General features: G+C 68.4%; 10 protein-coding genes. 8 read left to right on the top strand and 2 right to left on the bottom strand.

The window, feature by feature from the left end:
- Positions 1–60: 60 nt before the first annotated feature.
- From ACUYTF_RS05865 to ACUYTF_RS05900, 8 genes are read left to right on the top strand one after another with little or no spacing between them, the layout of a single operon-like run.
- Complete coding sequence (locus ACUYTF_RS05865; RefSeq protein WP_449279474.1) at positions 61–2,190, top strand: hydantoinase/oxoprolinase family protein; 2,130 nt, start codon at positions 61–63, stop codon at positions 2,188–2,190.
- 16 nt (positions 2,191–2,206) lie between these two features.
- Entirely contained in the window at positions 2,207–4,363 is a 2,157-nt protein-coding gene (locus ACUYTF_RS05870; RefSeq protein WP_449279475.1) for a hydantoinase B/oxoprolinase family protein, read from the top strand.
- Positions 4,360–5,466: an iron-containing alcohol dehydrogenase family protein gene (locus ACUYTF_RS05875; protein WP_449279476.1), complete on the top strand. Its 1,107-nt coding sequence runs from the start codon at positions 4,360–4,362 to the stop codon at positions 5,464–5,466. Before ACUYTF_RS05870 ends, ACUYTF_RS05875 begins: the two co-directional genes overlap by 4 nt.
- Positions 5,467–5,521: 55 nt before the next feature.
- A complete protein-coding gene (locus tag ACUYTF_RS05880; RefSeq protein WP_449279477.1) occupies positions 5,522–7,024 on the top strand; it encodes an aldehyde dehydrogenase family protein in 1,503 nt (500 codons plus the stop codon).
- Between the two features lie 33 nt (positions 7,025–7,057).
- Positions 7,058–7,786 (top strand): class II aldolase/adducin family protein, encoded by a 729-nt coding sequence (locus ACUYTF_RS05885; RefSeq protein WP_449279478.1) that lies wholly within the window; start codon positions 7,058–7,060, stop codon positions 7,784–7,786.
- A 42-nt stretch (positions 7,787–7,828) separates the two neighbouring features.
- Positions 7,829–8,860, top strand: a complete 1,032-nt coding sequence (locus tag ACUYTF_RS05890; protein ID WP_449279479.1) for an ABC transporter permease — start codon at positions 7,829–7,831, stop codon at positions 8,858–8,860.
- Between the two features lie 44 nt (positions 8,861–8,904).
- Positions 8,905–10,077, top strand: coding sequence for a sugar ABC transporter substrate-binding protein (locus ACUYTF_RS05895; RefSeq protein ID WP_449279480.1), 1,173 nt, complete (start codon positions 8,905–8,907; stop codon positions 10,075–10,077).
- Complete coding sequence (locus ACUYTF_RS05900) at positions 10,074–11,651, top strand: sugar ABC transporter ATP-binding protein (RefSeq protein WP_449279481.1); 1,578 nt, start codon at positions 10,074–10,076, stop codon at positions 11,649–11,651. The genes ACUYTF_RS05895 and ACUYTF_RS05900 overlap by 4 nt, the downstream gene beginning before the upstream one ends.
- 69 nt (positions 11,652–11,720) lie before the next feature.
- Here the strand turns inward: ACUYTF_RS05900 and dmpG are convergent, their stop codons facing one another.
- The gene (dmpG, locus tag ACUYTF_RS05905; RefSeq protein WP_449279482.1) at positions 11,721–12,734 is read right to left on the bottom strand and encodes a 4-hydroxy-2-oxovalerate aldolase; all 1,014 of its coding nucleotides are present in this window, start codon (positions 12,732–12,734) and stop codon (positions 11,721–11,723) included.
- Entirely contained in the window at positions 12,731–13,690 is a 960-nt protein-coding gene (locus ACUYTF_RS05910; RefSeq protein WP_434142018.1) for an acetaldehyde dehydrogenase (acetylating), read from the bottom strand. Before ACUYTF_RS05910 ends, dmpG begins: the two co-directional genes overlap by 4 nt.
- Positions 13,691–13,704: the final 14 nt, after the last annotated feature.

Raw genomic sequence — 13,704 nt, forward strand, 5'->3', positions numbered from 1 at the left:
GCGAGTAAAGAGTCGATGTCAACAACTCGTTGTCAGCGCCAACTCGAAGGAGAGAAGCAGATGGCCGATACGACAGTGATCGACGACCTCTACGTCGGAGTCGATACGGGCGGCACGTTCACCGATGTCGTCGTGATGGATGGAGCGGGCGGAGTCATCACGAACAAGGCCCCCACCACCCCGCACGCGCTCGAAGAAGGCGTGCTCGCCGCGCTCACCCTCATCGCGGACGAACGGGGGCAGACACTCGCCGAGATGCTCGCGCAGGTCGTCAGCTTCGGCCACGGCACGACCCAGGCCACGAACGCGCTCATCGAGCGGCGAGGCACCATGACCGGTCTGCTGACGACGCGCGGCTTCGGCGACACGATCCTCGTGCAGCGTCTCATGGGCTTCACCGCGGGGATGCCGAACGAGCTGCTCGGCCGCTTCAGCCAGCGCGCCTACCCGGAACCTCTCGTTCCCCGTCGTCTGATCGCCGAAGTGCCGGAACGCGTCGATCAGGCCGGCGAGATCCTGCTCCCATTGGACGAGGAGGCGGCGCGGACCGAGGTGAGGCGTCTGCGCGACGCCGGAGCCGAGGCGTACGCGATCAGCCTGCTGTGGTCGTTCCGCAACCCGGCGCACGAGCAGCGCATCGCCGAGATCATCCGCGAAGAGGCCGGCCCGGACGTGTACGTGAGCCTGTCGAGCGAGGTCAATCCGGTGCTCGGCGAGTACGAGCGCACCGCGACGACTCTGCTCAATTCGTACCTCGGACCGACCGTCGCCCGATACCTCGAACGTCTCGAACGAGTGCTGCGGGATGCGGGCCTCGTCGGCAGGTTCAGCGTGCTGAACTCGATCGGTGGCGTGATGAGCGCCCACGACGCGGCCGAGCGGGCGGTGCTGCTGCTCGCCTCGGGCCCCACCGGCGGCGTGCTCGGCTCGCACTTCCTCGCCCAGGAGCTCGGACATCGGAACGTCATCACGACCGACATGGGCGGCACGAGCTTCGACGTCGGCCTCGTCGTCGCAGGTCGACCCGTGGTCTCGCAGGTGACCGAAGTCGCGCAGTACCACGTCGGCGTGCCGATGGTGAACATCACCGCCATCGGCGCCGGAGGCGGATCCATCGCCGAGGTCGTGTCGGGCGAGCTGCGAGTCGGCCCGAAGAGCGCCGGCGCCTTCCCCGGCCCCATCTGCTACCGGCGGGGCGGAACCCAGGTCACGGTGACGGATGCCGATGTCGTGCTCGGCGTGATCGACCCGGCCGTCTTCCTCGGCGGGCGCATGAACCTCGACAAGGCGGCGGCCGAAGAGGCGATCCGCACCCAGATCGCCGAGCCGCTGGGCCTCTCGACGATCGAAGCCGCGGCGGGCATCAAGCGCATCGTGGACGCCCGCATGGCCGACACCCTGCGCGAGCTCACGGTCGGCCACGGACACGACCCCCGAGATTTCGTCATCTACGCCTACGGCGGTGCCGGACCGATGCACTGCGCGGGCTTCGGAGCGGACCTCGGAGTCGGCACCATCCTGGTGCCCGCGACCTCGATGGCGCACTCCGCGTACGGAGCGCTCGCCGCGGACATCCACCACAGCGCCGAACGGTCGATCTCGTTCCGTTCTGCACCGGGCAGCGATGACCCCGCCTCCGATTTCGACGCGACCGCACTGCGCGAGGTGTTCGCCGAGCTCGAGGTGCTCGCGCGGGAGCAGCTCGAGCGCGATGGAGTGAAACCGGAGGACGTGATCATCGATCGGTCGATCGACATGCGCTACCGGATGCAGACCCACGAGCTGATCGTTCCCGTCAGCGAAGAGCTGAGCGATGCCGATGCGGTCTCGCGGCTGGTCGCGCGATTCGAGACCATCTACGAGGACACCTACGGCCACGGCGCCGGGTTCCGGGAAGCCGGGCTCGAGATCACGACCTTCCGGGTCTCCGGTATCGGTCGGACGCCGAAACCGCGCTTCGCCGAAGCAGCGCGAGAGACGGCGCCGGCGGCGCCCACCAGCAGACAGGTCTACGACGTCAACCAGGCGGCATGGTTCGACGCGACGGTCATCGACTGGAACGGGCTCGGCACCGACCCGATCCCGGGCCCCGCGGTCATCGAACACCCCACGACGACGGTCTATGTGGCGAGCGGGCAGCAGGTCGCCCTCGACGCCATCGGCAACCTCGTCATCACTCCCACCGTGTGACAAGGAGGTCACGAACATGAATATCACCGTGCAGCAGAACGACACGGCGACGACCGACGTCGATCCGATCACCTTCGAGGTGGTCCGCAACCGCCTGACCGCGATCACCGAGGAGCAGGCGATCACGCTGAAAGCGGTGTCGGGGTCGCCCGTGGTGACCGACGCCACGGACTTCAACGTCGGCACCTACCTCACGGATGGCGAGATCGTCACCATGGGCCCGCAGGTGCTCTTCCACTCGGGATCGATGGCGAGCGTCGTGCGCAACATCGTCGCCGATTGCGCGGAGAACCCAGGCATCCGGGAGGGCGACATGTTCATACTGAACAATCCCTACAAGGGCGCGTTGCATCAGCAGGACGTGTCGATCGTCGCCCCCGTCTTCTCCGGCGGCAAGCGGGTCGCCTGGGTCGGATGCTGCGCGCATCAGATCGATATGGGCGGCCTGAACTTCGGATCCTGGGGCATCGGTGCGACGATGGTGCAGCAGGAGGCCGTGCTGATGAGCGGGGTCCGCATCGTCGAGGCCGGCGAGATCCGCGAGGACGTCTGGAACATGGTGCTCGGCATGACGCGCATGCCGCTCGCAGTGGGGCTCGATCTCAAGGCGATGATCGCGGCGAACAACGTCGCGGCCAAGCGTCTGATCGAGCTGTTCGATCGCTACGGGCTCGATCAGGTGCAGCAGGTCATGAGGCTCGAGATCGAGCACTCGGAAGAGCAGCTGCGGGATCGCCTGCGGGAACTGCCGGACGGCGTCTACCGGGGACAGGATTACATCGAGCACGACGGCCACACGAACAAGCTCTACGAGTTCCGCCTCGAAGTGCGCAAGACGGGGGACCGGCTCGTCTTCGACTTCACCGGCACGAGCGAGCAGGCGCCCGGCTTCATCAACTGCACCTGGTCGGGCATGCTCGCCGGCGTGTTCTCGGCCCTGCTGCCGACGCTCGCCCCGACCCTGCGCTGGAACGAAGGACTGCTCCGAGTCATCGAGATCGAGGCCCCCGAGGGCATCGTGTGCAACGCCAGCTTCCCCTCCCCGGTCTCGGCCGCGACGATCTCGGCGACCTGGGTCGTCACCAATGTCGCGGTGCAGGCGCTCTCGAGGCTCGCCGCGACCACGCCCGAGACCCTCGCCGATGCGACCGCGGTCACCAAGGGGTCGATGAGCGCGTTCGTCATCAACGGGATGAACCGCGACGGCACCCCCTACGGCAACTTCCTCCTCGATTCCACCGCGGGCGGCGGCGGGGCGTACGACGATCACGACGGGCTCAACGGATCCGGCGACTTCTGCGTGCCGCGCCCGGCGATCACGAACGTCGAATCGCACGAGGCATCGGGTCCGATCCTCTTCCTCTACCGCGGCATCATCGCGGACACCGGCGGCCCCGGGCGGCACCGCGGCGGGGCATCCCTCGGCCTGGCCATCACCCCGCACGACACGGAGAGTCTGAACGGGATGATCGTCGGGCACGGTGTCGAGGTGCCCAACAGTCTCGGTCTCTTCGGCGGGCTCGAAGGGTCGTGCAATCGCAACGCCAAGCTGCATGCGGACGGGAGCAGCCCGGTGGGCCGCATCTCGGGCATCGACGATCTGCCGAAGTGGCCGGGCGAAACAGAGAACTTCGGGGCGAAGCCCGGTTTCTTCGGTTTCGAACGCGGTGACGTCATCGCCTACAGCTTCCAGGGCGGCGGCGGTTTCGGGGACCCGCTCGATCGCGACCCGCTCTCGGTCGTGGCGGACGTGCTCGACGGCTATGTGAGCGAATCGGCGGCGCGCGAGATCTACGGGGTGGAGGTCGCGGGACCCGACTTCGATGCCGCCGCGACCGAAGCACGGCGGGCCGCGATCCGCGCCGCGCGCGTCGCCGGCGCGAGCTCCGAGACGGATGTCCCGGTCCCTGACGATGCGGTATGGATCACCCCGGACGTGTTCCAGAGCGGCGAAGAGGTGCGCACCCGCGCCGGCGCGCTGCTCGGCGGCCCGCACGATTGGGCGACGGGAGCGGTCCGACGGATCGTGCCGGCCGCGGAGCACGGCCCGTACATCGCGCTGCACGAGGAGCTCGAACTGCGCGAGTACCTGTGCCCCGTCAGCGGTCGACTGCTGTGGACCGCGGTCAGCCGCATCGGTACGCCCGACCTCGTCCCGGTGGAACTCCGATGAGTACCGGGTTCACCGTCGGCACCCGGATCCACTCGGGGCTCGGAACGCTCGCCGGCACCGCAGGAATCCTCCGCGGCATCGGCGTATCCCGGGTGATGGTGGTCGTCGACGGCGGCCTCGCCCGGCTCGGGCTCCTCGACGGCCTGGTCGAATCCGCCGGGGTACGCGATCTCATCGTCGGGACGTCCCTCGTCGGTGTGAACCCCGCCCCGGCCGAGGTCGAAGCGGCGGCGGCCGAAGCGCTCGCCGCGGGCGCCGACGGCGTCCTCGCGATCGGCGGCGGCAGCGGGTTGAGCGCGGCGAAAGCCGTCGCCCTGCTGATGACCAATCCCGTGGCGATCGGCAGTCTCGAGGGCGATGGTCGGGCCGCGCACCCGCCCGCTCCGACCGTCGCGGTGCCGACGACCGCCGGCAGCGGGAGCGAGGTCTCGAACGCGCTCGTTCTGCACGAGCCCGGGAAGATCCGGGAGATGGTCATCAGAGGCACTGGATACGAACCCGTGGCTGCGGTGCTCGATGCGACCGTGCTGCGCGGGCTCCCGAAGGAGCCGCTGGTGTTCGCCGCTCTCGACGCGCTCACCCATGCGCTCGAGTCTCTGTGGTCGCGCGGGCGCAACGTCTTCACCGATGCGTGCGCACTGCACGCCGGTTCCGAGATTCTCGATGCGCTGCCCGAGACCGTCGAGGGGGCGATCGATGGGCGCAATGCGCGCGGCGAGAACGACGATGCGCTGCAGCGTCTGCTCGAAGCCGCGAGTCTTGCGAACATCGCGTGCGGCAACAGCGGCCTCGCGCTCGTGCACGCGCTCTCGTCGTCCCCCGCGGTGCAGGTGCCCCATGGCCTGCAGAACGGGATCCTGCTGCCCTACGTCGCGGACTTCAACCGGGGCGAGCTCTCCCGCGAGGGGCAGGAGCTCGTCGACCGGATCGACGAGCTCTATCACCGGATCGGCTTCGAAGCCCGCTTCGATGCGGGTCAGGCGCAGGCCGAGGCGATGATCGATGCCAGCCGTGGACATGTGTTCAGAAACAATAACGCCCGTAATTCGAGCGATGGCGAGCTGCACGAGCTGCTCCGGCTCGCCGGCGCAGCCGCCGCGTGATGCCGCGGGTGCGATCGCGAGGCCCCGTACGACCGAGCCGACCGAGGAGGAAATGATGACTGGAATCGACCTGAGCTCAGCGCTCGAAGGCCGCGAGCACGCGGCCGAGGTGGAGCGTCTGCTGAACCGCGAATGGCGCATGCTGATCGGGGGCGAGCTGCGCGCCGCGAGCGACCGCAGCACCTTCGCCTCGACCGACCCGTTCTCGCTGCAGCCCATCGCGGATGTGCCCGATGGTACTCCGGAAGATGTGGATGCGGCCGTCGCGGCCGCCGAAGCGGCCCGCACGGGCTGGCGCGAGACCCCGGCGCTCGAACGGGCGGCACTGGTGCTGGAGTTCGCGGACCTCGTGGAGGAGCATGCGGACGACCTCGCCCTGCTCGACGCGATCGACGCCGGCTCGCCCATCGTCAACGCCCGCTTCGATGTGCAGATCGCGCTGCAGCAGATGCGCATGTTCGCGGGTCTCGCCCTCGAGATGAAGGGGCAGACGATCCCTGCGTCGAACGGCTTGCACATCACCGTGCGGGAGCCGGTCGGTGTGGTCGCCAAGATCTGGCCGTACAACCACCCGCTGATGTTCTTCTGCCGTATCGCGGCTCCGCTCGTCGCGGGCAACACCGTCGTCGCGAAGCCTCCGCAGACGGCACCGCTGTCACCGCTCGCCCTCGCCGAGCTCGTGGCCCGAGTGTTCCCCCCAGGGGTGGTCAACGTCGTCGTCGGCAGCGATGCCGAGGTGCCCGACCGTATCGTTCGTCACCCCGCGGTGCGACGCATCGGGTTCATCGGTTCGGAACCGACCGGCCGCCGGATCCAGCGGGCGGCCGCAGAGAGCGCGGTCAAGCACGTGACCCTCGAACTCGGGGGTAAGAACGCCATGGTCGTCTTCCCCGACTCCGACCTCGACGAGGCCGCGGCCGGCGCGGTGAACGGCATGAACTTCACCTGGTCCGGCCAGTCCTGCGGATCGACCTCGCGATTGCTCGTGCATCGCGATATCCATGACGCGCTCGTCGAACGGGTGGTCGCATTGGTCGAGGCCCGGCGGCAGGACGACCCGTTGAGCGAAGCCTCGCAGCAGGGCACGATGATCGACCGCGGCCAGTACGAGAAGTCGCTCGACTACATCGGCGTCGCGCAGGCTGCAGGAGCGCGCGTGGTGACCGGAGGCGGGCGACCCGTCGGGGAGCGCTTCGGCGACGGACTGTTCGTCGCCCCAACCGTGCTGACCGGGGTGACCCCCGAGTCGCGTATCGGGCAGGAGGAGGTCTTCGGGCCGGTGCTCTCCGTCATCCCCTTCGAGACCGAGGCGGAAGCGGTGCGCATCGCCAACGGCGTCGACTACGGGCTCACGGCGAGCGTCTGGACGAAGGACATCGACCGGGCGCTCCGCGTCGCGCGGGCCTTCGAAGCCGGCTTCGTCTGGGTCAACGGGTCGAGCGCGCACTACCCGAATGTGCCCTACGGCGGGGTCAAGGGCTCCGGTGTCGGCGGCAAGGAGGAGTGCCTCGAAGAGCTGCTGAGCTACACCGAGGAGAAGGTGATCAATCTCGTGTGAGGCGCACGGCTGCATCGCGATACGCATGACGAAATGACTGAAAGGCAAGTGGAAATCATGACCGACTACCAGGAACTGCGGGAGACCGTCGCTCTCTCCAGCCGCATCATGGCGGCATCGGGCAGCGGCGACTTCATCTGGGGCCACGTCTCGGCACGGGACCCCGAGGGGCGGGGCGTTTGGCTGAAGCAGGCATCGTGGGGTCTGGAGGAGATCACTCCGGAACGCGTGCACCTCGTGAACTCCGATGGAGAGGTGCTGGCCGGCGGCGGGCAGCGGCACAGCGAGTACCCGATCCACACCGAGATCATGGCGGCGCGCCCCGATGTCGGCGGCGTCGTCCATGTGCACAGCAGATACTCCGTCGCCCTCGCCGCCGCAGGGGCCGAGCTGCATCCGGTGAGCCACGAGGCGAACTATTTCGCGCCGCACGGCGTCCCCCGCTTCACGAAGACCGCCGACCTGATCCTGACGACGGAACTCGGTCGTTCGGTCGCCGCAGCATTGGGGGAGGCGGAAGCGCTGTTCCTGGTGAACCACGGCGTGGCGGTCGTCGGCCCCGACCTGCAGACCGCGACGGTCGCCGCGGTCGTGCTCGACCGCGCCTGCCGGCAGCAGCTGCTGACCGCGGGGTACGGCGGCGAGCCGAGCTGGTCCGGTCCCGAGGAGTCCCTGGCCAAGCGGGAGCACATCTACGGGGGCAACGCGCGGCACCAGGTCTGGGACTACCTCGTGCGCCAACTCCCTGCGCTGCGATCCTGAGCGTCCTCCTCGAACCGACACCGACAGACAAAGGAGTCTGACATGACACTCGTATCGGAACCGCGATCGCACGCGGCTGATTCCAACCCACAGCAGCACGAGCGAGGGCCGTCGCGAAACCGATGGAACGGCATCGGCTATCGCTACGGCATCGTGCTGGTCTGGGTCGCCATCTTCCTGCTCTTCAGCGTGCTTTCGCCGGGGGTGTTCCTCACGACGAACAACCTGTCCGCGATGCTGAGTTCGCAGGCGTCTCTGATTCTGCTCTCCCTCTCGGTGCTGCCGGTGCTGGCGGCCGGGGAGATCGACCTGTCGATCGCGGGCGTTATGACGATCGCCGCGACGACGGTCGGCCAGCTCAACGGCGTCTGGAAGATCGACATCGCGGTGTCGATCGTCGCGGCGCTCGCGATCTCGGTGCTGGTCGGGCTGGTCAACGGTCTGCTCACCATCAGGGTGGGTGTGGCCAGCATCGTCGTGACGCTCGGTATGAGCACGCTGCTCGTCGGGCTCTCGGTCTGGCTGAGCAACACGCTCACGATCACCGGCGTCTCGCCCGAGCTGGGACGGTTCGTGAACACACCGGTGCTCGGAATCAACCTCGCCTTCTGGATCTCGATCGCGATCGGCATTCTGCTCTGGTACGCCTACCGCCACACCGCGGTCGGCCGGCACATCGTGTTCATCGGTCAGAATGCCGAAGTCGCGCGGCTCTCCGGCCTACCGGTCGCGAAGCTGAAGCTCGGGGCATTCGTCGTCACCAGCTTCCTCGCGGGCCTCTCCGGGGTCATGGTCGTCTCCATCGCGGGAGGCCTGCAGCCCACCTCGCTGCAAACGCTGCTGCTGCCAGCCTTCGCCGGCGCATTCCTCGGTTCGGCCATCATCGACCCGGGCAGTCACAATCCGATCGGCACGATCATCGCGGTGCTGTTCCTCGCGACAGGGATCAACGGCCTGATCCTGCTCGGCGCCGAGTCCTGGGTCAACAACGTCTTCTACGGCGCTGCGGTCATCCTCGCCGTGACGATCTCGCGGATCGTCTACGTCCGGGCCCGCAAGAAGAATCTCGTCTAGAACTTTCCCCCTCCCATCAACATTCATCAGAAAGGCGTGGAGTCATGCGTACTTCCAGGCTCGTGAGGCGACGGAGCCTCACGCTCATCACCGCGATCTCGGCTGCGGCCGCACTCGCACTCGTCGGCTGTTCGAGCGGTGCCGGAGGCGATGCCCCGGGCGACGGCACGAATGCCGAGGTCGCGCAAGAGGTGCTCGACCGGATCGACCAGTACAGTGCGGCGCAGCCGTTCGAATACGACGGCCCCGCATTCGATGCCTCATCGGCCGTCGGCTCCACCGTATGGTGGGTGCCGATGACCTCGCAGAATCCTTTCCTCGTGACCGTCGGAGGAAACTTCGAGCGGGCGCTCGAATCGCAGGAAGTCGCGGTCAAGGAATGCGACGGCAAGGCGAACCCCGTGGACATCGGCACCTGCGTGGATCAGGCCACGGCGCAGCAGGCGAACGCGATCCAGGTGGACGGGCCCGAACCCGACATGTACTTGAACTCCCTGCAGGCGGCAGCGGCCGCCGATATCCCCGTGCTCGTCGGAGCCGCAGGAGCCGCCGAGGATCCGGTGCCCGCCGAGGTGTCGGGCATCAGCAGCCAGCCGTTCGCACTGAGCGGCCAACTCGCGGCCGACTGGATCATCTCCGACTCCGATGCCAGCGCGAACGTGCTCATCATCACGACCCCCGACGTCGTCGGATCGATCAGCCAGCAGGAGGGCTTCGAAGCCGAGATGCAGGAGTTCTGCCCGCAGTGCAAGGTGACCGTGCAGGGCGTCACGCTCGCGAACTGGGCGACCGACCTCGGGCAGACGGTGAGCGGCGCGCTGTCGCGCGACCCGAACATCGACTACGTCTTCCCGGTATTCGACCCGATGACCCAGTTCACGAACCCGGCGATCCAGCAGGCCGGGCGAGCGGGATCGGTGAAGGTCATCACGGTGAACGGCAATCTGCCCTTCATGCAGGAGCTGGCGCAGCCCGACAGCCTCATCCACGCGATGATCGGCCTCGATCTCAACGCGCAGGGCTGGCAGGAGGCGGACCTCGCGCTGCGAGCGATGGCCGGCGAGCCGACAGTGGCGGGCGTGCACCCGCCGGCCCGCATCTTCACGAAGGAGAACGTCGCCGAACTGACGCTCGACGAGGCGTCGGCGAACGACAGCTCGTGGTACAGCGGCGCCGGTACCGTCGATAAGTTCTTCACGGAGCTCTGGCAGAAATGACCAGCACGGCCTTGCTCACGGATGGCGGGGCGGAGGACCGGCCCGCCATCCGGCTCCGCAATGTGAAGAAGTCGTACATCGAGGGCATTCCCGTGCTCACCGATGTGAACCTCGACATCCCGCGTGGACGAGTCACGGCATTGGTCGGCGCCAACGGGTCGGGCAAGTCGACGCTCGTCAAGATCATCTCGGGGTACCAGGCCCCGGATAACGGTTCGGAGATCATGATCGGCGACCACCGAGTCGAGGGGCAGGTGCGCGCAGACGAAGCCCGGGCCGCGGGCATGCGTTTCGTGCACCAGGACTCGATGCTCGTGTCCGGCATTTCCGTTCTCGAGAACATGCTCATCGGTGTCTACCGCACCGGGTGGCTCGGGCGCATCGCCTGGCGATCCGAACGCCGCAGTGTGCAGGCCATGCTCGACCGCTGGGGAATCGACATCGACCTCGACCGGGACCCGAGCGAGCTGCCGATCGCGACGGTGGCGAAGCTCGCCGTCATCCGCGCGCTGCGCACCGAGCCCGGCGAGCGCATCACCGGACTCGTGCTCGACGAGCCGACGGCCTCGCTCGGGAAGGCCGACTCGCAGGAGCTCCTGCACTGGGTGCGCGAGCTCGCGAACCGGGAGCACGTCGGCGTGCTGCTCATCGGGCACCGCATCGACGAGATCCTCGCCACCGCCGACCGGGTCGCCGTACTGCGAGCGGGCCGGATCGTCACCGAGAGCGCGGTCGCCGACCTGACTCCGGACGGTCTCGTGCAGCAGATCGTCGGAGGCGAGATCGACTCCTTCTACCCCGAGCGGGAGGGCTCTGCTCTGGAAGAGGGAGGAGCCGCCCTTCGAGTACGAGGTCTGTCGCACCATCGACTGACCGAAGTGTCGTTCGAAGTGCGCCGAGGCGAGGTGCTCGGGGTCACCGGTCTGGTGGGTTCCGGATTCGAGGACCTGCCCTACGCTCTCGTCGACCCCGAGGCGGGGGCAGATGGGTCGATCCTCATCGATGGGACCGAGATAGACCCGCGGCGCGCATCCATCTCGGAGCGCTTGCGGCTCGGTCTCGCCCTCGTACCTGCGGATCGGAAGCGTCGTGCGCTCGCTCTCGACCTGAGTCTGCGCGAGAACATGGTGCTGCCGAGGCTGCGCGACTTCGTCAAGCGCGGGGGGCTCGACAGACGGGCCGAGCAGGTTGATTCCGAGCGATTGCTCGACCGGTTCGGAGTGCGGCCGCCCGATGCGCGACTCGCGGCGAGCAACCTCAGCGGCGGCAACCAGCAGAAGGTCGTGCTCGCGAAATGGATGTCGGTGGAGCCCTCGGTTCTCGTCATCCACGAGCCGACGATCGGCGTCGACGTCGGCGCGAAGTCGGATATCTTCACACTGATCGCCGACTCGGCGGAGGCCGGGTTATCGACCGTCGTGGCGAGCGTCGAGTACGAGGATCTTGCTCACCTCTGCGATCGCGTACTGGTCATCGGAGACGGCCGTATCGTCGCGGAGCTGAGCGGGGACTCCCTGACCACCGAGTCGATCACCTCCGCCGCCCTGCTCGGAGCCGGCGCAGTGGCCGCGTGATCGACGGCGCGGCGGCGCATCGTCTCCGGTTCGTCCGAAGCGATGCGCCGCTTACTGCGTTCGCCTGCCTCAGGCGCCCTGCAGATCGAGGGCGACGTCGACGAGCATGTCCTCCTGCCCGCCGATGAGCCCCCGCTTGCCGGCCTCGACGAGCAGCGCGCGGGCATCGAGCCCGTAGCCTGCGGCCACTCGTTCGGCGTGCCTGAGGAAGCTCGAGTAGGTGCCGGCGAAACCGAGCGAGAGCGTCTCGCGGTCGACCTGCACGGGGCGATCGTGCAGCGGGCGCACGAGGTCGTCGGCCGCATCCTGCAGCGCGAAGAGATCGGCCGCGACCTCCCAGCCCTGCAGCTCGGCGACCGCGACGAACGGCTCGATCGGGGTGTTGCCCGCGCCGGCTCCGTGCCCGGCGAGCGAGGCGTCGACGCGCAGCGCGCCCGCCTCGACCGCGACGACCGAGTTCGCGACGGCGAGCGAGAGGTTCTGGTGTGCGTGGATGCCGATCTCGGTGCGCTCGTCGAGCGCATCGCGGTAGGCCCTGATGCGGGCGCGCACGCCGTCCATGGTGAGCCGGCCCGCGGAATCGGTGACGTAGACGCAGTCGGCGCCGTACGACTCCATGAGCTTCGCCTGCTGCGCGAGCGACGCGGGGTCGTTCAAGTGCGCCATCATGAGGAACCCCGAGACATCCATGCCCCACGACTTCGCGGTCTCGATGTGCTGCCGCGACACGTCGGCCTCGGTGCAGTGCGTGGCGACGCGCACCGAGCGCACCCCGCGGTCGAAGGCTGCGCGCAGATCGTCGATCGTGCCGATGCCGGGCAGCAGCAGCGTCGTGAGGCGGGCGCACTGCACGACCGATGCCGCCGCCTCGATCCACTCGAGCGGGTCGTGCGAGCCCGGCCCGTAGGTGAGGCTCGCCCCGGCGAGGCCGTCGCCGTGGGCCACCTCGATCGCGTCGACGCCCGCGGCGTCGAGGGCCTGGGCGATGCGCGCCACGAGCTCCGGGGTGATCCGGTGCCTGATCGCATGCATGCCGTCACGCAGGGTGACGTCCTGCAGGAAGACGGGGGTGCTGGTGCTCATGCGGACTCCTTCGAAGCGGTGGCGGGCGACGCGGCGATGCGCTCGGCCGTGCGCAGCGCCGCCGAGGTCATGATGTCGAGGTTGCCGGCGTAGGCGGGCAGGTAGTGCGCGGCTCCCTCGACCTCGAGGAACACGGTGACGCGGGTGTAGCCGTCGGTGCGACGGTGCTCGGCGGGCACGAGCAGCCCGACATCGAGCTGCTCGTCGTCGAAGACGACCTCCTGCTTCAGGCGGTAGCCGGGCACGTACTCGGCGACCTCCGCCACGCGCTCCGCCACCGCCTCTGCGACGCGTGCGCGCTCGTCGTCGGCGAGGGGCCGGGTGAGCACTTGCACGGTGTCGCGCATCATCATGGGCGGCTCCGCCGGGTTCATGACGATGATCGCCTTGCCGCGCGCGGCCCCGCCCACCTGCTCGATGGCGGCCGCCGTGGTCTCGGTGAACTCGTCGATGTTGGCCCGCGTGCCGGGGCCCGCCGAGCGCGATGCGATGGAGGCGACGATCTCGCCGTAGAGCGCCGGGGCGACCGATGCGATCGCGTGCACGATCGGGATGGTCGCCTGACCGCCGCACGTCACCATGTTGATGTCGGGGGCATCGAGGTGCTCGTCGAGGTTCACCGGCGGCACGACGTAGGGGCCGATCGCCGCGGGCGTCAGGTCGATGAGCCGCTTGCCGAACGGCAGCAGCTTCTCGGCGTTCGCCCGATGCGCCGAGGCGCTCGTGGCGTCGAACACGACGCCGATGCCGTCGAAACCCGGGCTCGCGATGAGGCCGTCGACGCCGTCGGCGGTGGTCGCTACGCCCAGCCGCTCCGCGCGGGCGAGGCCGTCGGATGCCGGGTCGATGCCGACGAGCATGCCCATCTCGAGGCGTCCCTCCGAGCGCAGCACTTTGAACATCAGGTCGGTGCCGATATTGCCCGAGCCGATGATGGCGACCTTCGTCTTCGACATCTGTCCTCCTTGGT

Source organism: Leucobacter sp. GX0328, assembly GCF_053567315.1.